The following is a 22382-nucleotide window of genomic DNA, read 5'->3' on the forward strand; positions in this document are numbered from 1 at the left end:
CTGATTGTGCAAACCAGTATTCAACTGGGATATGCTTCACATTACAAAATGCTGCCAAAGTCGCAAGCGAAATTAATCGATGATGGCCCGCCAATCAGAAATAGCGCTAATCATCATAATAACCATAGAGAGTTTCAGGGATAATTTTAATGAGTGAAATCATATCCGCGGCGGTTTTATTGATCCTGATAATGGATCCTCTGGGCAACCTGCCTATCTTCATGTCGGTGCTGAAGCACACCGAACCCAAACGCCGTCGGGCGATCATGATCCGCGAGCTGCTTATCGCGCTGCTGGTGATGTTCATCTTCCTGTTTGCCGGTGAGAAAATCCTCGCCTTCCTGAATCTGCGTGCCGAAACGGTTTCGATTTCCGGTGGGATTATCCTGTTCCTGATAGCGATTAAGATGATTTTCCCGAGCGCTGAAGGCAGCAGCAGCGGCCTGCCCGCGGGGGAAGAGCCGTTTATTGTGCCGCTGGCGATTCCCCTTGTCGCCGGACCGACGATTCTGGCAACGCTGATGCTGCTGTCGCATCAGTACCCCAATCAGATGAGCCATCTGGTGATTGCCTTGCTGATTGCCTGGGGCGGGACGTTTATCATTCTGCTGCAGTCGTCGTTGTTCCTGCGCCTGCTGGGTGAGAAAGGCGTAAACGCGCTGGAGCGCCTGATGGGGTTGATTCTGGTGATGATGGCGACGCAGATGTTCCTGGACGGGATCCGCGCGTGGATGAAGGGCTAGGTAAAAACAAAAAAGGACAACTCACGTTGTCCTTTTGCTTTTAGCCGGGTTTAACTCAGCAGCGTAAACGCAATCATCCCGACAATGGCACCCGTCGTGCCGAGGATGGTTTCCATCAGCGTCCAGGTTTTCAGGGTTTGCGCTTCGGTCGCACCGGTAAATTTACCGAACAGCCAGAAGCCGGCGTCGTTGACGTGTGACACCACAATCGAACCGCCCGCAATACAGATTGAGAGCGCGGCCATCTGGGCACCGGAGTAGTTAAGCTGTTCAATCACCGGCATCACCAGACCCACGGCGGTTAAACATGCCACCGTCGCAGAGCCCTGGATGATACGCACCGCCGCAGCCAGTACGAAACAGGTCACCGCAATGGGCAGCCCCATGCCGGTCAGGGCTTCGCCCAGCGCCGGACCCACGCCGGAATCCACCAGCACCTGTTTGAACACGCCACCGGCACCGATCACCAGCAGAATGATACCCGCAGGCTGCAGCGCATGGCCGCAGATTTCCATCACTTTGTCTTTCGGCATGCCCTGGCGCATCGCCAGGCCGTACATCGCCACCAGACACGCCACCAGGATCGCGGTGAACGGGTGGCCGATAAACTCAAACCATTCGTACGCGGTAGACCCCACCGGCACGAAACGCGCGGCGATGGTTTTCAGCCCCACCAGCACCAGCGGCAGCAGGATCAGCGCCAGGCTGAAGCCGAAGGACGGCATTTTGCCTTCGCCAAGGTGCGGCTCGGTGACGTCATCCGGAATGTGAAGCTCAACGTAACGGCTGATGAAGTTGCCCCACAGCGGGCCGGCAATAATCATTCCCGGGATTGCCGCACACAGGCCAATCAGGATCATCCAGCCAAAATCGGCGTGCATCTGAGAAGCCAGCAGCATCGGCGCAGGCCCAGGCAGCAGGAACGCCGCCGCAGCCGCCACGCCCGCAAACAGCGGAATCACCAGCTTCACGAGGTTAGTGCCGGTATGGCGCGCCATCGAGAACGCCACGCTAATCAGCAGCACCACGGCCACTTCGAAGAACAGCGGCAGCGCACAAATCAGACCGGCGAGGCCAATCGCGTAGTGCGCACGGCTGTGTCCGAAGGATTTGAGCATTTTGACGGCAATCTGGTCGACTGCGCCCGTCTCATGCAGGATCTTGCCAAACATCGCGCCCAGCGCGACCACAATGGCCAGGAAACCCAGCGTGCCTCCCATCCCTTTTTCCATCGTCGCTGCGATCTTATCGAGCGGCATACCGGAAAAGAGACCTGCACCAATAGACACCACCATTAAGGCAACGAAAGCATGCATACGCGCTTTCATCACTAAAAACAGCAGCAGCAATACGGAACCAACTGCTGTTAAAACTAGCGTTAATGTACTCAAAACTTACTGCCTTTTATTAATGACCTCGATGGTGCTGGCAACAACACCCTCCAGTGACTGATCGATATCAACCACTAAGACGTCTTTCTCATCGTCGCCCGGCTCCTGCAACGCTTCGAACTGCGTCACCAGCATCTGGGTTTTGAAGAAGTGGCCTTTACGCGCCTTCAGACGGCTTTCAATCACCTCGAAATCGCCTTTCAGGTAGATGAAAGAGAGGTTCGGGTTGCCGTCACGCAGCAGGTCGCGGTAGGTTTTTTTCAGCGCGGAGCAGACGATCAGGGAAACCTTGTTGGTACGCTGCATCGCGAACGCGGCGTCATTCAGCGCCTGCAACCACGGTTTGCGGTCGTCATCGTTCAGCGGCTCGCCGGAGGCCATTTTCATGATATTGCTGCGCGGATGGAGGAAGTCGCCATCAAGAAACGCCGCATGAAGTTGATGCGCCACTTCGCTGGCCACGGCAGATTTACCGCTACCGGAAACGCCCATCAGGACGTAAACGTGGTGATCATGATTAGTCGTGCTCAAAGGGTGTCCCTCAGTCAATTGTTACGGGTAACAGTTATCGGTAACATTGTCCTGCCGGGGCAAAAGAGAAGCAATATCCAAACGTGCGCGAAGTGAATAAGTGTGACCCACTTCAAATTTGTCAGCTTAAATAGATCCACCCGGTGACAAGGTGAAACCTAAATCTAACATTTTCGGCGTCACCGTCTCGCCACGTATGCGCGCCAGCAGGCGTTCTGCGCCAATACGGCCCATACGTTCACGCGGTGTCAGGACGCTCGCCAGACGGGGTTCCATCACCTGGCCGATATCGTGGCCGTGGAAACCGGCAATCGCCATATCTTCGGGGATCTTCAGCCCCAGACGCTGGCATTCGAACGCTGCACCGACCGCAAGGTCATCGTTGGTACAGAAAATACCGTCCAGTTGCGGATACTCGCGTCGTGCCTGACGCATCAGCTCAATACCCGACGTATAGGATGACGACTGCTCAACCATCACGCTGTACGGTGTTAAACCGGCGTCGAGCATTGCCTGCTCGTATCCCTTCTGTTTGATGATAGTACGTTCATCCAGACGTGCACCCAGGTAGGCAATGTGGCGATGGCCGCGGGCGATGATGGCCGCCGTCATCTGGCGTGCCGCTTCGAAGTTATCAAAGCCCACCGCAATATCGAGACACGGCGACTGGCTGTCCATCAGCTCCACCACCGGAATGCCTGCCACTTCAATCATTTTTAGCGTACGGGGGGTGTGAGTACGTTCGGTTAAAATCAGACCGTCGATGTTCCAGGAGAGCATGGACTCAAGACGTTCTTCTTCCAGTTCCGGCTTGTACCCATAGTGAGCGAGCATGGTCTGATAGCCAAAGGCATCGGTCACGCTTTCAATGCCGCGCAACACTTCGGCAAAAACCTGGTTGGTTAAGGAAGGCAGGAGGACGCCAACCGCACGGCTGGTCGCATTCGAAAGAATATCGGGGGCGCGGTTAGGGATATACCCCAGTTCATCGAGGGCAGCGGCAATCTTGCCACGCAACGCCACGGAAACCTGTTCCGGGTTACGTAAAAACCGGCTGACCGTCATTTTGGTCACACCGACGCGATCGGCTACATCCTGAAGTACGGGGCGTTTCTTTTTCATCGTCCTGAGAAATCGTAAGTGATAGATTTGCTCAGTTTATCACGGACAAAGCCCATCCTTCCCCTGTCAAAGGGAAGGATGGGCATTTATTTATGATTTATTACACCGGTGGCAGATCAAACAGCAGAATTTCGCTTTCACTGTCGGCATGCACGGACAGTGCCTGCTCATCCCAGATTGCCAGACCATCCGCCGTGGTAGCTTTCGTGCCGTTAATAGACACCTCGCCTTTCACCACCTGGATCCAGACGCGGCGGTTAGCGGCAATCTGATGGACAGACTGTTCGTCTTTTGCCAGCGCCCAGCGGTACAGTTCCATATCCTGGTGCACTTTCAGCGAACCGTCACGCGCATCCGGAGAGAGCACCAGCTGTTTGCCCTGTTTAGCATCAAAGCGGCGCTGTTCGTAGCGCGGGGTGATGCCGGTTTCTTCCGGAATGATCCAGATTTGATACAGGTGCAGTTTTTCCGTTTTGCTTGGGTTGTATTCAGAGTGACGCACCCCGGTACCCGCACTCATAATCTGGAACTCGCCCGCCGGAACCTGCTCTTTGTTGCCCATGCTGTCCTGGTGCTCAACCGCCCCTTCCAGCACATACGTCAGGATTTCCATGTCTTTGTGCGGGTGGGTACCGAAGCCCTGGCCTGCATCAATCACGTCATCGTTAATGACGCGCAGTGCGGAGAAGCCCATAAAGTTCGGGTCGTAGTAGTCAGCAAACGAGAATGAATGCCATGAGTCCAGCCAGCCATGATTCGCGTGACCACGTTCGTTTGCTTTGCGTAAGTAGATCATTGTTTCACCCTCAGTTCGTTTCGATGGAGTAAGTGTGGACGCAAACGGCCTGGGATCATAGAGGGTGAAAATTGACTCCTCTGTTCAAAAATTTAGAACAAGCAAAGAGGAGTCATAATTTCTTATCTGGCGAGGGTTATCGTGGCAGGAGAGGCCTGTTCGAAGGCCCGTTCAAGGAGTTCGAGATTGGTCATAACTTCAGATTCCTTGACGTAATTGGGCGCACCGTTAGTCAGGGTCTCATACAGCGCATCGTAAACGCGGCCATAGTCACCCGCTTCGGGTTTCACGTCCTCTCTAACGGTGATGCCCTCTTCGTTGACGTACTCCAGAACGCCCACGGAGTCATCCGCCGCAAACCCCGGGTCGCCGGGCATAATGTTCGCCTTCAGGCTGGTCTCCTGCTGGTCGATACCGTACTTGATAAACGAGCCTCTGGTGCCATGCACAATAAATTTCGGGTAGTCAATTTTCACCAGATGGCTGGTTTTGACGATGGCTTTCAGGTCGCCGTAAAACAGCTGGGCTTCGAAGGTGTCATCCGGATTGGCTTTGTTGCGCAGGCTGCGGATGTCGTACGCCATGTGGTCTGGTCGGCCAAACAGAGAGATGATTTGATCGAGCGTATGCACGCCCAGACCATAGAATGAGCCATCCTGCGGCAGACCGGGATGCGTTTCGGCCACCGGACGGTAGTAATCAAAGTGGCTTTCAATCTCGACGATGTCACCCAGTTTACCGCTCTCAATCACTTTTTTTGCCGTCAGGAAGCAGCTGTCAAAGCGGCGGTTTTGGTACGGCGTGACGGTCAGCCCTTTGCGCTTCGCCAGGTCAAACAACGTTTTCGCCTCTGCCATTGTCGGGGTAAACGGCTTTTCCACCAGCACGTTTTTGCCCGCCTCCAGCGCGCGTTTTGCGTACTCGAAATGGCTGTCAGCGTGGGTACAGACAATCACCAGTTTGACCTGCGGATCGTTGAGGACCTCATCAAGATCGCTGGTGAAATGAATATGGGAGTACTGGGGAGACTGCTCTTCCGGCTTCGCGCGACGCCGGTAGATATGGGCAACGTGCCAGCTGTCTTTGCGGTTGAGAACATACGGAAGGTGGTAACGCGTGGTGCTTTTGCCAAATCCAATAAATGCGCAATGTAATGTCATGGCTCAGTCCTTTTTAAGGTTACTGAGTGCAACCATAGCGCAAGTTTTGCCCTCACCCCAGCCCTCTTCCACGGGGAGCGGGCGAAAAAAGACAAAAAAAAGCCAGCGAAAAGCTGGCTAAAGTAATACTGGAAGCAATGTGAGCAATGTCGTGCTTTCAGGTTCCCGTAGGGGTCTTCCTGAACGCAGAGCAATAATAATCATTCTCATTCGCACTTGTCCAATCTTTTTTGCAAAAATTAGCAGTTGACTCAAATTTTAATCTCACTGATGTTGGAATGGACGTTTAACTGACTGAGGATGAAGGAATGAGTGAGATTGTGATACGCCATATCGAAGCCCGCGATGCAGAAGCGTTACGTGACATTATGTCGCATCCTGGGGTGTATCACGACACGCTACAACTTCCCCATCCCTCAATGGATATGTGGCATGACCGGGTCGCGACGAAACCGGGAAGACGGCATCTCGTCGCCTGTCTTGACCAGCGAGTGGTTGGCCATATGGCACTCGATGTGATGGAAAATCCCCGCCGCAGCCACGTTGCAACGTTCGGCATTAGCGTGGCCGCTGATGTACAGGGACGCGGTGTGGGTCGTGCGCTCATGCGCGAAATGGTCAATCTCTGCGACAACTGGTTGCGCATTGAACGCATTGAGCTCACGGTTTTTGCGGATAACCCTGCGGCACTGGCGCTGTATAAGAAGTTTGGGTTTGAAATCGAAGGGACCGGCAGGAACTTCGCCCTGCGTAACGGCGACTATGTGGACGCGTATTACATGGCGCGGCTGAAGTGATAAATTGCCCGGTAGCGCGACGCTTACCGGGCAATAAAATCAGAACCCCGCCGTCAAATCGTCCACCGAACGCGGATCCGAGGCCCCAAACAGCGTGCCGTCCGGGCCGACCATAATGCTCTGGGTGCTGCCCATTGCCTCTTTCAGCGCCACCTTCTGTCCGCGCTGCTCCAGCAGTTTTAAGGTGTCCGGGCTAAAGCCCTTCTCAACACGCAGCTCGTCCGGCAGCCACTGATGGTGGAAACGCGGTGCGTTCGTCGCTTCGGCGACATTCATTCCAAAGTCAATGCTGTTCACCACCATCTGCAGCACCGTGGTGATGATACGGCTGCCGCCAGGGCTGCCTGTCACCAGCCAGGTTTTACCGTCTTTGACCACGATGGTAGGCGACATGGACGACAGCGGACGCTTCTTCGGTCCGACCGCATTCGCATCCCCACCCACCAGGCCGTAGACGTTCGGCACGCCCGGTTTGGCCGAGAAGTCATCCATCTCGTTATTGAGCAGAATCCCGCTGTTGCCTGCCACGATGCCTGTACCAAAGGTGGTGTTGAGGGTATAGGTCACCGCCACCGCGTTACCGTCTTTATCCACCACCGAGAAGTGGGTGGTCTGGTTGCTCTCATACGGTGCCAGCTTGCCCGGGCGGATCTCGCTCGACGGTTTGGCCTTGTTGATGTCAATCTCATCAGCAATCGATTTAGCATAGGCTTTATTGGTCAGCGCCTGCCACGGCACCTTCACGAAGTCCGGGTCGCCCAGGTATTCTGAACGGTCGGCGTAGGCGCGTTTTTCCGCCTCTGCCATCACCTGCATGGCATCCGCACTGCCGAAGCCGAACTTGTGCATATCGAAGTTTTCAAGAATGTTGAGGATCTGCACGATGTGAATGCCGCCGGAAGACGGAGGCGGCATCGAGAAAACGTCATAGCCGCGATAGCTTCCGTGAATCGGCTCACGCTCGACGGCCTTGTACTCCGCGAGATCCGCTTTGGTGATAAGCCCACCGTTCTTTTGCATCTCTTCGGCAATCTGGTCGGCAATCGCCCCTTTGTAGAACGCATCCGGGCCGTGCTCCGCGATCAGCTCCAGACTTTTCGCCAGGTTCTTTTGCACCAGCTTATCGCCCTTCTTCAGCGGTTCGCCGTCTTTCCAGAAGATAGCCTTGCTGTTTTCGTGATTCGGAATCACTTCGCTGCCATAGGTTTTAAGATCGTCAGCCAGGGCGTCATTCACCACAAAACCTTCGCGGGCGAGCTTAATCGCAGGCTGTACCACTTTGTTGAGCGGCAGGGTGCCATATTTTTCCAGCGCCAGGGAGAAGCCTGCGACGGTGCCCGGCGTACCGGAGGCGAGATGCGAGGTCAGGGATTTTTTGCTGTCCGGGTTGCCTTGATCGTCAAGGAACATATCGCGGGAAGCCTGTCCTGGGGCCATCTCACGGAAGTCGATGGCGGTGGTTTTGCCGTCTTTGGTCCGCAGCATCATAAAGCCGCCGCCGCCCAGGTTCCCCGCCTGCGGATGCGTCACCGCCAGCGCATAGCCCACCGCGACTGCCGCATCCACCGCATTACCGCCCTGACGGAGAATATCGACGCCCACTTTCGTTGCCAGCGCATCCACCGACGCCACCATACCCTGCGTTGCCCGCACGGGATGAAAAACATCTTCCTCCACGCCGTACGAGACTGGCGGAGCCGCTGGCGGGTTGGCCGCCACGCTAAATGTGCCGCCTGCCATCAGCGCGGCGATCGCTATCCAGCGCAAAAACGTTGGTTTCATCATTATTGTTCTCCAGGTGAAGAGGGCCATATTCCCCGCTTAAGCCTGGTTCACAACTCCTAAAAAATCATCGTCATGGTGAAATCAGGGTAAACTTAAGAGAAGCCTCAAAAGAAGGGAGATGACAATGAAACGCTTACTGATTCTTACGGCGCTGCTTCCGTTTGCCGCGCTCGCACAGCCACTCAATACGATGAACAACCCGAACCAGCAGGGCTACGTCATTCCAAGCCAGCAGCGTATGCAAACGGAGATGATGAGCCAGCAGCAACAGCAGAAAGGGATGCTAAACCAGCAGTTGAAAACGCAGACCCAGATGCAGCAGCAAAGCCTGCAAAACCAGATGAACACCAACACCCAGCGCATACTGCAGGGTCAGGTGCGTGAGCAGCCGCTGCCTAACCCAAACGGCGGGATGCTGGGCGGAATGACCTCGTCGGGCAGCGGACAGCAGCATATGCTGCCGTCTCAGTCACCGTCGAATGGCGGGATGCTTAATTCTTCGCAGAACTAAAGTTCGGGCCGATCACGTCAATCGCATCGGTACAGATACTGTCCACCCCCCAGCGCAGCAGCTCCGCCGCACGCTGGGGTTTGTTGACGGTATAGACCAGGATATGCAGCCCCGCCGCTTTCAACATTTTTACCCGTGCCTCATCCAGCAGCGCGTGGTTCAGGTGAATCGACACACACCCTAAACGGCTGGTCAGCTCACGCCAGTCATCACGCCACGTGTCGAGCAGCAGTCCGCGCGGCAACGCCGGAACGGACGCCTGCGCCGCCTCAAGGGCATCAATGTCAAACGACGACAGCAGGGGTGGCGTCATGCCCTCCCACAGCTCACGCGCGGCCAGCGCAATGACTTTACCTGTGAGCGGCCCGGTGCCGGTGGTTGGTTTGATTTCGATATTGGCCATCATGCCATGCAGGCGACAGCGGTCGGCCACTTCCGCCAGCAGCGGCAGCGGCTCGCCTTTGAACGCGCTGCTGTACCAGCTTCCGGCGTCGACGTTCAGCAGATCGCGCCACGGCAGGTCTCCCGCCACGCCCCAGCCATTACTGGTGCGTTCGAGGTTGTCATCATGCAGAAGGAAAATCTCGCCGTCTTTCGATAGTTTGGCGTCGAACTCGATCATCGTGTGACCGTAATGCGCGCCCATATCGATAGCCGCCAGCGTGTTTTCCGGCGCCAGTTTACCGCCGCCCCGGTGGGCGACGATGTGGGGATAAGGCCAGTTACTCATATACGTTGTCCTGTTTCACCGTCGAATACGTGCAGGTGATTTTCCGGCAGATGCAGCCACAGCGTGCTGCCTGCTTTAGGGCGCTCCTGATGGGCCAGACGCACCACCATTTTTTGTTCACCCCAACGTCCGTGCGCCAGGTTGTCAGCCCCCAGCATCTCCAGCGTGTCCATGACCAGCGGCACGCCGCCTTCCGCCTGTGAGGTTAACCCAATATGTTCCGGGCGGATACCGAGCGTCATCTTACGCCCGGCATAGCCACGATAGTACCCGTTTACGGGCAGCGCCATCCCACTTTCCAGCTCAAAATGCGTACCGGCGCTGCTGAGCCGCCCTTCCAGCAGGTTCATCGCCGGGCTGCCAATAAAGCTCGCCACAAAGCGGGAGGCCGGTTTCTCGTATACCTCCACCGGGGTGCCAATCTGCTCGGCGACGCCTTTGTTCATCACCATCACGCGCTGGGCGAGGGTCATCGCTTCCACCTGATCGTGCGTCACATACAGGGAGGTGGTTTTCAGACGACGGTGCAGCTGCTGCAGCTCAAGGCGCATCTGCACGCGCAGCTTGGCATCAAGGTTTGAGAGCGGCTCGTCGAACAGGAACACCGCAGGGTCACGCACAATGGCGCGCCCCATCGCCACACGCTGGCGCTGTCCGCCGGACAGTTCACGCGGACGACGCTTGAGCAGGCCATCCAGCTCCAGAATACGCGCCGCCTCTTTCACGCGCTCATCGATATGGCTTTTGCCCATCCCGCGGATTTTCAGCCCCCAGGCCATGTTCTCTTCCACGCTCATGTGCGGATAAAGGGCGTAGTTCTGAAACACCATCGCGATGCCCCGGTCCTTCGGCTCCATCTCGGTCACGCGCTGGCGATCGATCCAGATATCGCCGCTGGTCACACGTTCAAGCCCGGCAACCATACGCAGCAGCGTCGATTTGCCGCAGCCTGACGGGCCAACCATCACGATAAACTCCCCGTCCGCCACGTCGAGCGTTAACGGCTGAATGACCTGGGTTTTGTTGTCCCAGCTTTTGGTCACTGCCTGTAATTTTAAACCTGCCATCTTATTTCTCACTGTCCACTAAACCACGCACGAACGCACGTTGCATGGCTAAAACGATAACGACCGGGGGGATAAGGGTGAGCAGCATCGCCGCCATCACCTGATTCCAGAGCGTGGTGCCTTCACCGGTGGCGATCATGCCTTTGATGCCCGCCACGGCGGTGCCAAGATTGACGTCCTGAATAATCAGCAGCGGCCACAGATACTGGTTCCAGCCGTAGATAAAGGTGATGACAAACAGCGCCGCAAGGTTGGTTTTCGACAGCGGCAGCACGATGTCACGGAAGAAGCGCATCGGCGAGGCTCCGTCAATACGCGCGGCCTCAATCAGCTCGTCCGGCAGGGTCATAAAGAACTGGCGGAACAGGAAGGTGGCGGTGGCCGAGGCCATCAGCGGCAGGGTTAAACCTGCGTAGCTGTCCAGCATCTTCAGGTTGGCGATCACTTCCACCGTCGGGAAGATACGCACTTCGACCGGCAGCATCAGGGTGATGAAGATCATCCAGAAGAACAGGTTACGCAGGGGAAAGCGGAACCAGACGATGGCGAAAGCCGAGAGCATCGACACCGTGATTTTGCCCACCGTAATACCGAACGCCATGATGAAGCTGTTCAGCATCATCAGCCAGAATGGCGCGCTGTTAGCGCCCACGCCCTGGGTCCAGATGGTTTTCATGTTTTCGAAAAGATGCCCGCCTGGGATCAGCGTCATCGGCGTATCAAACACCGCTTTGGTGTCCAGCGTGGCGGCAACGAAGGCCACATAAAGCGGGAACAGAATGACGATGATGCCCAAAATCAGCATGGTGTGGCTGAACATCGTCAGCCCGCGACGGTTCTCGATCATTGGTAGCGCACCTTACTTTCGACATAACGGAACTGCACTACCGTGAGAAGGATGACGAGGAACATCAGCACGACCGACTGGGCGGCGGATGCCGAGAGATCCAGACCGGCAAAGCCTTCGCGATAGATCTTATAGATAAGCGTCGTCGTGGCCTGCACCGGGCCACCGGCCGTGGCGGCGTCGATCACCGGGAAGGTGTCGAAGAAGGCGTAAACCAGGTTGACCACCAGCAGGAAGAAACTCACCGGGGCAATCAGCGGCAGCGACAGCCTAAAGAAACGACGGACCGGCCCTGCACCATCAATCGCCGCGGCTTCAACCAGCGAGCGCGGAATAGACTGCAGCGCAGCAAAGAAGAACAGGAAGTTGTAGCTGATCTGTTTCCACACCGACGCGAAGACCACCAGGAACATCGCCTGACCGCTGTTCTGGGCGTGGTTCCAGTCGTAGCCGAACTCCGCCAGAAAATGGGTAATCAGCCCGCGCCCTGGGTTAAACAGGAAGATCCACAGCACGGCGGCGACGGCAGGCGCCACGGCGTAAGGTAGCAGCATCAGCGTCTGATACAGACGGCTGCCGCGCACCACGTAATCCACCAGCGCCGCGAAAAAGAGCGATGCGACAAGGCCGCTGACAGTGACCAGCGCGCTGAACTTCATGGTCGTCCAGAAGGCGTCGAGGTAATAGCTGTCATGGAACAGCGCGGTAAAGTTGTCCAGCCCGACAAACTGGCTGGAAAGCCCAAACGGATCGACGCTTTGTACCGAGTACCAGAGCGCCTCGCCCGCAGGCCAGATAAAGAAAATAACGGTGATGACCAGCTGCGGCGCGACCAGCAAATACGGCAGCCAGCGCGAACGGAACACCGGACGGGATGAGGACATAGTTTAGCTCAGCGTAGGTAGCCCTCACCCCAGCCCTTCCCGCAGGGAGAGGGACAGGATGAGGGTAAAATGATTAAGACTTTGTTGATTGCTCAAAGCGGCGCAGCAGCTGATTACCGCGCTCTACCGCAGAATCCAGCGCCTGCTGTGGGGTTTTCTTCCCGGTCCACACGCTTTCCAGCTCTTCATCTACGATGGTACGGATCTGCGGCATGTTCCCCAGACGCAGGCCTTTGGTGAACGGCAATGGCGGCTTGTTGAGCATCTGACGCGTCGCGATATCCGCGCCCGGGTTTTTGCTGTAGAAGCCCTGCTCGCGGGTCAGGTCATACGCGGCCGTGGTGATAGGCAGGTAGCCGGTTTTCTGATGCCATTCGGCGGCATTCTCTGGCTTCGCCAGGAAGTCGAGGAACTCGGCCACGCCCTTGTAGGTGCCCTTGTCTTTGCCCTGCATGACCCACAGGCTCGCCCCACCGATGATGGCGTTCTGCGGTGCACCTTTCACGTCAGCGTCGTAAGGCATCATGCCTACGCCGTAGTTGAATTTTGCGTAATGACGGATATCCGCCAGAGAGCCGGAAGAGGCGGTCGTAATCGCGCAGTCACCGTTGTAGAACTTCTCGGTGGATTCGTCTTTACGCCCGAAGTAGCTGAAATCGCCCTTCTTGTTGAGATCGGCAAGCAGAGCGATGTGCTTCACCTGCTCTGGCTTGTTGAACTCCAGTACCGCGTCGGTGCCGTCGAAGCCGTTGTTTTTGGTGGCCACCGGCAGGCCGTGCCAGGCGCTGAAGTTTTCAATCTGGATCCAGCCCTGCCAGCCGCTGGCGTAGCCGCACTTCATCCCTGCCGCTTTCAGCTTAGCGGTGTACGCCGCCAGATCCTGCCAGGTTTTTGGCGGTTGTTCCGGATCTAAACCGGCTTTCTTGAAGGCGTCTTTGTTGTAGTACAGCACCGGCGTGGAGCTGTTAAACGGCTGAGACAGCAGATGACCGGTTTTGGAATCGGTGTAGTAACCCGCCACGGTCGGCACGAACTGAGATTCGTCGAAGTTGATACCTGCGTCTTTAAACACTTCGTAGACCGGTTTAATGGCTTTAGAGGCCATCATGGTCGCAGTACCGACTTCGTAAACCTGAAGCAGCGCAGGTGCATTACCGGTACGGAAAGCGGCAATGCCCGCGCTCAGGCTCTGCTCGTAGTTACCTTTGTACACCGGCACAATTTTGTAATCCGGATGGGTGTCGTTGAAACGCTGCGCCAGGGAGTCAACTTCTTTACCCAACTCCCCTTCCATGGAATGCCAGAACGGAATGGTGGTGACAGCCATTGCGTTCGCCGCAAAAGTCAGCCCCATTGCCAGACCCAAAGCTGTGTGTCGTAACGATGTCATTGTCATCTCTCTTATTGTGCCGGATGCGCGATATCACGCGTTTTTATGCTCGCGAGGTAACATGACATGCTCGAATGACAGAAAAATAACTGTTTCTTTACAGTGAGATGACAACAAAACGTCAGGCGGATGATGGTTGTGTGAAGGCGGTTGGGGTAAGTTCGGTGCGGTCTGGTGCCCTGCATGAAAAAAGGCAACTGACGTTGCCTTTTTGCTTTTGCTTTTATCTAGCCGCCGAGATAGGCGCTTCGCACCGCTTCGTTTGCCAGCAGCGCGTCGCCGGTATCGGAGAGCACCACGTGGCCGTTTTCCAGCACGTAGCCGCGGTCGGCGAGCTTCAGCGCCTGGTTGGCGTTCTGCTCGACGAGGAAGATGGTCATCCCCTCTTTACGCAGCTGTTCGATGGTGTCGAAGATCTGCTGAATGATGATCGGCGCAAGACCGAGCGACGGTTCATCCAGCAGCAGCAAACGCGGCTGGCTCATCAGCGCGCGGCCAATCGCCAGCATCTGCTGTTCACCACCGGACATCGTGCCGGCCCGCTGAATACGGCGCTCCCACAAACGCGGAAACAGCTCATAGACCCATTTGATGCGGGACTGGTACTGGTCGCGGTCAGCAAAGAAGCCGCCCATCGCAAGGTTCTCTTCCACCGTCATTCGTGAGAAGACGCGACGCCCTTCCGGGACAATCGCTACCGCTTCACGCATGATTCTGGCGGTTTGCCAGTCGGTAATATCTTTGCCATCAAAGACAATCCGCCCGCTGGTGGCGCGCGGGTCGCCGCACAGGGTGCCGAGCAGCGTGGTTTTACCCGCACCGTTCGCGCCAATCAGGGTGACGATTTCGCCCTGATTGATATGCAGGCTGACGTCGTGCAGCGCCTGTATCTTGCCGTAGTGAGCATTAACCTTGTCGAACGTTAACATCGCTTTTTCCATCTTATGCCTCACCCAGGTATGCACGGATCACGTCCGGGTTGTTGCGGATCTCTTCCGGCGTCCCGTTTGCCAGCGGCGTGCCCTGGTTCACCACGTAGATACGGTCAGAAATGCCCATCACCAGCTTCATATCATGCTCAATCAGCAGGATGGTGGTGTCGTGATGATCGCGCAGTTCGGCAATCAACTCGTCCAGCTCTTTGGTCTCTTTCGGGTTAAGCCCTGCCGCCGGTTCATCGAGCATCAGGATTTCTGGCTGCGTCACCATGCAGCGCACGATCTCCAGACGACGCTGGTCACCGTAGGCCAGGTTGCTGGCCTGACGGTTCGCATGCTGCAGCAGGCCGATACGGTCGAGCCAGGTGGCGGCGCGGTCGAGCGCTTCATCCTGAGCACGGCGGAAGGCCGGGGTTTTCAGTAGGCCAGAGAAAAGACCGGTTTTGAGCTGCAGGTGTTGCGCCACCAGCAGGTTCTCTATCACCGTCATCTCGCGGAACAGACGCACGTGCTGGAAGGTACGCACCACCCCCATGCGGGCAATCTGCTGGCCCGGAAGCCCTTCCAGATGCTGATCGCGCAGCTTGATGGTGCCACCCGTCGGCTTGTAGAAACCGGTCAGGCAGTTAAAGACCGTGGTTTTCCCCGCGCCGTTAGGGCCAATCAGGGAGACAATCTCTTTCTTGTGCAGATCCAGATTCACGTTGTTGACGGCCAGCAGGCCGCCAAAACGCATCATCAGGCCGTTAACGGATAATAATGGCTGGCTCATGCCTGCTCTCCTTTCGCTTGCCCGTTTTTCAGCTTCAGCTGTGGACGGGTCATCGGCAGCAAGCCCTGCGGACGCCAGATCATCATCAGCACCATCAAACCACCCAGCATCAGCATGCTGTATTCGTTAAAGTCGCGCATCAGCTCACGGGAGACCACCAGCAGAATGGCCGCCAGGATAACGGCAAACTGCGAGCCCATACCGCCGAGCACCACAATCGCCAGCACAAAGGCAGATTCGGCAAAGGTAAACGATTCGGGGCTGACAAAGCCCTGACGCGCGGCAAACAGCGTACCGGCAAAACCGGCAAACGCGGCGCTGATGGTAAACGCAGTCAGCTTGATGCGGGTCGGGTTGAGGCCCAGTGAACGGCAGGCGATTTCATCTTCACGCAGCGCTTCCCACGCACGGCCCAGCGGCATACGCAGCAGACGGTTAATCACGAACAGGGTAAGCACCACCAGCAGCAGCGCCACCAGGTAGAGCCAAATCACCCGGTCGGACGGATCGTACTTCACGCCAAAGAAGTTGCTGAAAGTATCCCAGCCCCCTTCGCGAGCCGTACGGCTGAACTCCAGACCAAAGAAGGTCGGTTTCGGGATCTGGCTGATCCCGTTCGGGCCGCCGGTCACTTCGGTGTTGTTGAGCAGCAGGATACGCACGATTTCGCCGAAGCCTAAAGTCACAATCGCCAGATAGTCACCGCGCAGGCGTAAGACCGGGAAGCCCAGCAGGAAGCCCGCCGCGGCGGAGACCAGGCCCGCCAGCGGCAGACAGGTCCAGAAGCCGAGACCGTAATAGTGGTTCAGCAGCGCGAAGGTATAGGCCCCGATGGCGTAGAAACCACCGTAGCCCAGCACCAGCAGGCCAGACAGCCCCACCACCACGTTCAGGCCCAGACCGAGGATCACGTAGATCATGGTCAGGGTCGCGATATCGACCGTACCGCGAGAGACCACAAACGGCCACGCCACCGCAGCCACCAGCAGCGCCACGAAGAACAGCTTCTGCTTAACGGTTGAGCCGTCGAGAGCCGGCAGAACGAATTTCGGACCGGAGACACTTTTCAGCGTCTTCTGGAACACAGGACGCAGCATCTGGAACAGAAACACAACCGCGGTGCCAATGAATATCCACTGCCAGCGAATGTCGGCGGCGGTATCCACCACCAGTTTTGTGCCGTCCAGCTCTAACTGGACGCCCATAAAGACGCCTGCCAGCACGAAGAACATGGCGGCTGAGAGGAGCGCCATTGCGAAATGCATCGGTTTCATACTTTCTCTACCTCCGGACGACCCAGAATACCGGTAGGCATTACCAGCAGAACCAGAATCAGCAGGGCAAACGACACCACATCTTTATATTCCGTACTCAGATACGCGGAGGAGAGCGCTTCGGCCACGCCCAGGATCAGGCCGCCAATCATCGCGCCAGGAATACTGCCGATACCGCCCAGGACCGCCGCGGTGAAGGCTTTCATCCCGGCCATAAAGCCGATGTACGGGTTGATAACGCCGTAGAACTGCCCCAGCAGGACGCCCGCGACCGCCGCCATCGCTGCCCCAATCACAAAGGTCAGGGCGATAACGCGGTCGGTATTGATGCCAAGCAGGCTCGCCATCTTCAGATCTTCTGCGCAGGCACGGCAGGCGCGTCCCATACGCGAGTAGCGGATAAAGACCGTCAGGGCGAGCATTGCAACGAAGGTCACCACCCAGATCACCAGCTGCATGGTGGTGATAGAGGCAGAGAAGTTCTCGCTGGCACCGACCACCCACTGACCGTTGAACAGGCTTGGCAGCGCCACGTCGCGCGAGCCTTCCGTCAGGCTGACGTAGTTTTGCAGGAAGATCGACATCCCGATGGCGGAGATCAGCGCAATCAGGCGTTTGGAGCTACGCACCGGCCGGTACGCCACGCGTTCAATGCTCCAGCCATAGGCGCTGGCAATAACAATCGCGCCGACAAACCCGGCAGCGACCAGCAGCCAGCTGCTGTCGATACCCATCATCATCAGGGCGGCGATAATCATAAAGGAGACATAGCTACCGATCATGTAGACCTCGCCGTGGGCGAAGTTAATCATGCCGATAATGCCATAAACCATCGTGTAGCCGATGGCGATCAGCGCGTAGGTGCTTCCCAGCGTGACGCCGTTAAACATCTGCTGCAGGAAATAGAGAAACTGCTCGGACATATGCAAACCTTTTTATACCCGCCCGGCGGTCCGGGCGGTGGGATAATTATTTGGCGACCGAGGACGAACCGTCGGCGTGCCACTTAAAGACACCAAACTCAAATCCCTTCAGATCGCCTTTCTCATCCCAGTTCAGCGGCCCAATCACGGTGTTCGCCCCGTGTGCTTTTAAATCTTTCACCAGATCCAGCGGTTCTTTGCTGCCGGTGCGATCCAGCGCGGTTGCCAGAGACTGCACCGCCGCGTAGGTGATCCAGACGTACGGACCACTTGGATCTTTCTTCTGCGCCTTGAGCGCGTCTACGATAGCCTTGTTCGTAGGATCCTGGTCATAGCGTTTTGGCATCGTCACCAGCATGCCTTCGCCTGCGTCCCCGGCGATGTTCGACAGGGAGGCGTTACCGACGCCTTCTGGCCCCATAAACTGGGTTTTCAGCCCGACCGAACGCGCCTGACGCAGCATCTGACCCATTTCCGGGTAGTAGCCGCCGTAGTAAACAAAATCGATATTCTCTTTTTGCAGACGGGCGATCAGCGCGGAGAAATCTTTCTCGCCAGCGGTGATGCCATCAAAGAAGACGATATTCGCGCCGCCTTTTTTCAGCCCGTCCTGAACGGAGCGCGCCAGGCCTTCGCCGTACTGCTGTTTGTCATGAATAATGGCGATGCGCGTCGGCTTGACGGTATCGAGGATGTATCGGGCGGCGGTTGGTCCCTGAGACGAGTCCAGACCGGCAGTACGCATGATGTGCTGATAACCGCGCTGAGTCAGTTCAGGGTTGGTTGCGCCCGGGGTAATCATCAGAATGCCTTCGTCTTCGTAGATATCAGACGCAGGCTGGGTGGACGACGAGCACAGGTGGCCAATCACGTACTGGATGCCGTCATTCACGATTTTGTTAGCGACCGCGACGGCCTGTTTGGGATCGCAGGCGTCGTCATATTCCACGCCAACCAGCTTGTCGCCTTTGATGCCGCCTTTGGCGTTGATGTCTTTGATTGCCTGGCGAGCACCGTTGAACTCCATGTCCCCCCACTGGGCAACAGGACCGGACATCGCACCCACTACAGCAACCTTAATATCTTCCGCCATGGCTGCATGCGAAATCGCCAATGCAACCATCCCCGCGATTAACGTCTTCGCGTTCCTTTTCATCTCTGAATCCCCATTCGTGATGTCGTGTATATATTTTGTTTTATTATGGTTAAAAAGCATTCTGTACTTTTAATGCACAACGCTATTTTTACCAGCGCCTTTAATGGTTTAGCGCAGTTTTTTCATAAAAACCAGACTAAAATCTCTATTTTTCAGGCGATTAAGCAAAGATAATATTCTGAAATAGGGCAGAGATAAACAAATAAAATTGCAGTTTGCAGCATAAAATAACGGTACAAAGCGCCGAATAATTCACTGCCATTCAGGTTAAAATTCTGCTTATTTTTCGATCCATGTGTTTTCAAACTGCCCTTCGCGCTGCCAAAAAACTAATCACCTGGTGAGCCGGGATAAAAAGAGGAAGCCGCTGAGGGAATAAATTGAGTACACTGCCCCTACTCAATTTGATTTGGACAAGCAGCTAATGAAACTGACTATCGTGCGTCTGGTGACCTTTAGCGACCAGGATCATATCGACCTGGGCAAGATCTGGCCGGAATATTCCCCTTCGTCGCTCCGTGTCGATGAGACACACCGCATCTACGCCGCGCGCTTTAACGAGCGTCTGCTCGCCGCGGTTCGCGTGACTCTGAGCGGCACCGAAGGGGCGCTGGACTCACTGCGCGTACGTGACGTGACCCGTCGTCGCGGTGTGGGGCAGTATTTAATTGAAGAGATAATCCGTGAAAACCCGAACGTTACCTCCTGGTGGATGGCCGACGTGGGCGTGGAAGACCGCGGCGTGATGGCGGCGTTTATGCAGGCGTTAGGGTTTACGGCGCAGGAAAACGGGTGGGAGAAACATCAGGTTTGCTGAATGCCGCCTGATGCCCTCCCCCCCCCTCCCCCACAGGAGAGGGTGCAAATACTAAAACGGCAACCGAAAGGTTGCCGTTTGCTTTTATTTGGCGTCGGTCGCCGTTCCGTTAGCATGCCAGTCAAACACGCCGAACTCGAAGCCTTTCAGATCGCCCTTCGCATCCCAGGAAAGCGGACCCATCACGGTATCGACAGAGTTGGCTTTCAGCCAGGTGGCAATCTCAGCCGGATCGGCTGACTGGTTCAGACCCGCCTGCAGAGACTGCAGCGCAGCGTAGGTGGTCCAGACGAACGCGCCGCTTGGATCCTGTTTCTTCGCCTTGATGGCATCTACGATCGGTTTGTTTGCAGGCACCTGGTCATAGTTCTTCGGTTTGGTCACCAGCAGGCCTTCAGCAGACTCACCGGCGATGTTAGACAGGGAAACGTTCGCAACCCCTTCCGGGCCCATAAACTGGGTTTTCAGGCCGGCCGCACGTGCCTGACGCAGGATCTGGCCCATTTCAGGGTGATAGCCACCGTAGTAAACGAAATCAATATTCTCTTTTTTCAGACGCGCCACCAGAGTGGAGAAGTCTTTCTCACCGGCGGTGATGCCGTCGAAGAAGACCACATTGGCATTGCCTTTCTTCAGACCATCCTGCACGGCACGCGCCAGACCTTCACCGTACTGCTGTTTATCGTGAACAATCGCGATACGCTTCGGCTTCACGTTGTCCAGAATGTATTTTGCCGCGGTTGGGCCCTGGTCTGAATCCAGACCGGTGGTACGCAGGGTCAGCTTATAGCCACGTGCGGTCAGTTCCGGCGCCGTTGCAGCCGGGGTGATCATCAGAATGCCTTCGTCTTCGTAGATATCAGACGCGGGCTGCGTGGAAGAGGAGCACAGGTGACCGATAACGTATTTGATTCCGTCGTTCACCACTTTGTTCGCCACGGCAACCGCTTGTTTCGGGTCACAGGCATCATCATATTTTACGATCTGCAGTTTTTCGCCCTTGATGCCGCCCTTAGCATTAATGTCTGCAACCGCCTGTTCTGCGCCGGTAAATTCCTGGTCGCCGTACTGTGCTACCGGACCGGACATCGCGCCCACGACAGCCACTTTGATATCGGCCTGTGCCATCGTGCTGAATGCCAACGCAATACATCCTGCCAGTAACGCTTTACCCTTCATATTCATCCTGAGATTCCCCATTATTATGGTTATTACGATTGTCGTGATGTTGTTGTGTAGCGCTTTATTTCAGTTATAGGTATGACAGTCGCGCTTTTTCAGCATACTCTGCTAAAACATACCCCATTTTTATGATTTTGGAATAGCTAATTTGAAATGAATATATGATAAGCCCGGCAGGGATCACCGCCGGGCCAGGGCTTTAACGTGTCAGCGACGCGGAGATAATATCCAGCGCTTTACGGAACTGAACTTCGGGGATGGTAAGCGGATAGAGGAAACGGATAACGTTGCCGTACACGCCGCAGCTCAGCAGCAATAGACCTTCCTGCAACGCACGCTCCTGGACCTGACGCGTGAATTCAGGCGACGGCAGCCCGGTTTGCGGGTCGTTAAATTCCACCGCCACCATTGAGCCCTGGGCACGAATATCAGCGATAAACGGACAGTCGCCCTTCGCTTTGTTCAGCACTTCCACCAGATGATGGCCAAGATGCGCCGCGCGCGTGCAGAGATCCTCTTCATCAATCACATCCAGCACGGCATGGGCTGCGGCAATCGCCAGCGGGTTGCCGGCGTAAGTCCCGCCCAGCCCGCCAGGTGCGGGGGCATCCATCACTTCCGCCCGGCCAGAGACCGCCGAGAGCGGCATCCCGCCGGCCAGGCTTTTCGCCATGGTGATCAGATCCGGCTTCACGCAATGGTGTTCCATCGAGAACAGCTTGCCGGTTCGCGCAAAGCCACTTTGCACTTCATCGGCAATCAGCAAAATTCCGTGCGTATCGCACAGTTCGCGCAGGGCCTGCATAAAATCGGCGGGGGCAATGTTGAACCCCCCCTCCCCCTGAACCGGTTCCAGGATAATGGCCGCCACCTGGTCCGGCGCAATGTCTGCTTTGAAGATGCGTTCGAGGCTTTTTAACGCTTCTGCCGTGCTGACGCCGTACAGATCATTTGGATAGTGGGCGTGATAAACCGATCCGGGAAACGGACCGAAACCGAGTTTGTACGGCGCCACTTTCCCCGTCAACGCCATCGTCATAAAGGTACGGCCGTGGAAGGCACCGCCAAAGGCGATCAGGCCAGGACGACGGGTATACGCGCGGGCAATTTTTACCGCGTTTTCGACCGCCTCTGCTCCCGTAGAGAAGAAAGCCGTTTTGGCAGGCCCATCAACGGGTACACGTTGGTTGATACGCTCGGCAAGCGCCACATAGCCTTCGTACGGGACAATCTGATATGCCGTATGGGTAAATGCGTGGAGTTGTTTTTCGATGGCGGCAATAACTTTTGGATGCCGATGGCCGGTATTCAGCACCGCGATCCCGGCGGCGAAGTCGATATACTCGTTGCCCTCGACGTCCCACACCGTGGCATTTTCGGCTTTATCGGCGTAGAAGTTACACATCACGCCGATACCGCGCGGCGTCGCCTGCAAACGCCGGTCATTCAGTTCACTGTTTTTCACCCTGTCCCCCTGAGAAAGTCACCTGCTTAGCGCATCTGTAAGTGTTTGCCAGGGGGAGGGAATTCGCCAGAGCGGGAGATAAAAAAACAAAACCCCCGAAT

The 22382-nt window shown here is 56.3% G+C and carries 22 protein-coding genes; 4 read left to right on the top strand and 18 right to left on the bottom strand.

What is annotated here, in order from left to right; all coding sequences use genetic code 11:
- The first annotated feature begins 149 nt into the window (after positions 1–149).
- Positions 150–743, top strand: a complete 594-nt coding sequence (gene yhgN / locus BH714_RS13890) for an NAAT family transporter YhgN (protein ID WP_003861574.1) — start codon at positions 150–152, stop codon at positions 741–743.
- A 50-nt stretch (positions 744–793) separates the two neighbouring features.
- On the opposite strand, the gene gntU is transcribed toward yhgN, so the two are convergent.
- The 5 genes from gntU to BH714_RS13915 all read right to left on the bottom strand — a co-directional run bounded on the left by gntU (position 794) and on the right by BH714_RS13915 (position 5743).
- Complete coding sequence (gene gntU, locus BH714_RS13895) at positions 794–2134, bottom strand: gluconate transporter (RefSeq protein ID WP_014171987.1); 1341 nt, start codon at positions 2132–2134, stop codon at positions 794–796.
- A 3-nt stretch (positions 2135–2137) separates the two neighbouring features.
- Entirely contained in the window at positions 2138–2665 is a 528-nt protein-coding gene (gene gntK, locus BH714_RS13900) for a gluconokinase (protein ID WP_020884556.1), read from the bottom strand.
- A gap of 126 nt (positions 2666–2791) precedes the next feature.
- On the bottom strand, positions 2792–3787 hold the full coding sequence (gene gntR, locus BH714_RS13905) for a gluconate operon transcriptional repressor GntR (protein WP_014171989.1): 996 nt from the start codon (positions 3785–3787) through the stop codon (positions 2792–2794).
- A gap of 100 nt (positions 3788–3887) precedes the next feature.
- Positions 3888–4583, bottom strand: coding sequence for a pirin family protein (locus tag BH714_RS13910; protein WP_014171990.1), 696 nt, complete (start codon positions 4581–4583; stop codon positions 3888–3890).
- A 122-nt stretch (positions 4584–4705) separates the two neighbouring features.
- Positions 4706–5743, bottom strand: coding sequence for an oxidoreductase (locus BH714_RS13915; RefSeq protein WP_040018220.1), 1038 nt, complete (start codon positions 5741–5743; stop codon positions 4706–4708).
- 308 nt (positions 5744–6051) lie between these two features.
- Here BH714_RS13915 and yhhY point away from each other — a divergent pair, with 308 nt between their 5' ends.
- On the top strand, positions 6052–6540 hold the full coding sequence (gene yhhY / locus BH714_RS13920; protein WP_014171992.1) for an N-acetyltransferase: 489 nt from the start codon (positions 6052–6054) through the stop codon (positions 6538–6540).
- A gap of 39 nt (positions 6541–6579) precedes the next feature.
- Here yhhY and ggt read toward each other — a convergent pair whose 3' ends face one another.
- On the bottom strand, positions 6580–8322 hold the full coding sequence (gene ggt / locus BH714_RS13925; RefSeq protein WP_025202845.1) for a gamma-glutamyltransferase: 1743 nt from the start codon (positions 8320–8322) through the stop codon (positions 6580–6582).
- A gap of 127 nt (positions 8323–8449) precedes the next feature.
- On the opposite strand from ggt, the gene BH714_RS13930 reads away from it, so the two are divergent.
- A complete protein-coding gene (locus BH714_RS13930; RefSeq protein ID WP_040018221.1) occupies positions 8450–8836 on the top strand; it encodes a DUF2756 family protein in 387 nt (128 codons plus the stop codon).
- Here the strand turns inward: BH714_RS13930 and ugpQ are convergent.
- The 10 genes from ugpQ to livK form a co-directional block, all read right to left on the bottom strand.
- Positions 8817–9566: a glycerophosphodiester phosphodiesterase gene (gene ugpQ, locus BH714_RS13935; RefSeq protein ID WP_040018223.1), complete on the bottom strand. Its 750-nt coding sequence runs from the start codon at positions 9564–9566 to the stop codon at positions 8817–8819. The two genes, BH714_RS13930 and ugpQ, sit on opposite strands and share 20 nt — an antisense overlap.
- Positions 9563–10633, bottom strand: a complete 1071-nt coding sequence (locus BH714_RS13940) for a sn-glycerol-3-phosphate import ATP-binding protein UgpC (protein WP_032679131.1) — start codon at positions 10631–10633, stop codon at positions 9563–9565. Before BH714_RS13940 ends, ugpQ begins: the two co-directional genes overlap by 4 nt.
- A gap of 1 nt (position 10634) precedes the next feature.
- Positions 10635–11480, bottom strand: coding sequence for a sn-glycerol-3-phosphate ABC transporter permease UgpE (gene ugpE, locus BH714_RS13945; protein WP_014171997.1), 846 nt, complete (start codon positions 11478–11480; stop codon positions 10635–10637).
- Positions 11477–12364, bottom strand: a complete 888-nt coding sequence (gene ugpA, locus BH714_RS13950; RefSeq protein ID WP_014171998.1) for a sn-glycerol-3-phosphate ABC transporter permease UgpA — start codon at positions 12362–12364, stop codon at positions 11477–11479. Before ugpA ends, ugpE begins: the two co-directional genes overlap by 4 nt.
- A gap of 73 nt (positions 12365–12437) precedes the next feature.
- Complete coding sequence (gene ugpB, locus BH714_RS13955) at positions 12438–13754, bottom strand: sn-glycerol-3-phosphate ABC transporter substrate-binding protein UgpB (protein ID WP_032679132.1); 1317 nt, start codon at positions 13752–13754, stop codon at positions 12438–12440.
- A gap of 227 nt (positions 13755–13981) precedes the next feature.
- The gene (gene livF / locus BH714_RS13960) at positions 13982–14695 is read right to left on the bottom strand and encodes a high-affinity branched-chain amino acid ABC transporter ATP-binding protein LivF (RefSeq protein ID WP_020884549.1); all 714 of its coding nucleotides are present in this window, start codon (positions 14693–14695) and stop codon (positions 13982–13984) included.
- 1 nt (position 14696) lies between these two features.
- Positions 14697–15464 (bottom strand): high-affinity branched-chain amino acid ABC transporter ATP-binding protein LivG, encoded by a 768-nt coding sequence (livG, locus tag BH714_RS13965; RefSeq protein ID WP_014172002.1) that lies wholly within the window; start codon positions 15462–15464, stop codon positions 14697–14699.
- A complete protein-coding gene (gene livM / locus BH714_RS13970) occupies positions 15461–16738 on the bottom strand; it encodes a branched chain amino acid ABC transporter permease LivM (protein ID WP_014172003.1) in 1278 nt (425 codons plus the stop codon). The genes livG and livM overlap by 4 nt, the downstream gene beginning before the upstream one ends.
- A complete protein-coding gene (gene livH, locus BH714_RS13975; RefSeq protein ID WP_020884547.1) occupies positions 16735–17661 on the bottom strand; it encodes a high-affinity branched-chain amino acid ABC transporter permease LivH in 927 nt (308 codons plus the stop codon). Before livH ends, livM begins: the two co-directional genes overlap by 4 nt.
- Positions 17662–17707: 46 nt before the next feature.
- The gene (gene livK, locus BH714_RS13980; protein WP_040018224.1) at positions 17708–18817 is read right to left on the bottom strand and encodes a high-affinity branched-chain amino acid ABC transporter substrate-binding protein LivK; all 1110 of its coding nucleotides are present in this window, start codon (positions 18815–18817) and stop codon (positions 17708–17710) included.
- A 424-nt stretch (positions 18818–19241) separates the two neighbouring features.
- On the opposite strand from livK, the gene panM reads away from it, so the two are divergent.
- A complete protein-coding gene (gene panM, locus BH714_RS13995; RefSeq protein WP_040018225.1) occupies positions 19242–19634 on the top strand; it encodes an aspartate 1-decarboxylase autocleavage activator PanM in 393 nt (130 codons plus the stop codon).
- Positions 19635–19718: 84 nt separating this feature from the next.
- Here panM and livJ read toward each other — a convergent pair whose 3' ends face one another.
- Together livJ and BH714_RS14005 are read right to left on the bottom strand one after the other, a co-directional pair.
- Complete coding sequence (livJ, locus tag BH714_RS14000) at positions 19719–20819, bottom strand: branched chain amino acid ABC transporter substrate-binding protein LivJ (protein WP_072126534.1); 1101 nt, start codon at positions 20817–20819, stop codon at positions 19719–19721.
- A 196-nt stretch (positions 20820–21015) separates the two neighbouring features.
- Entirely contained in the window at positions 21016–22281 is a 1266-nt protein-coding gene (locus BH714_RS14005; protein WP_032679136.1) for a 4-aminobutyrate--2-oxoglutarate transaminase, read from the bottom strand.
- Positions 22282–22382 lie beyond the last annotated feature (101 nt).

Origin of the sequence: Enterobacter ludwigii (genome assembly GCF_001750725.1) — a bacterium.
In the GTDB taxonomy this organism is placed as follows: domain Bacteria; phylum Pseudomonadota; class Gammaproteobacteria; order Enterobacterales; family Enterobacteriaceae; genus Enterobacter; species Enterobacter ludwigii.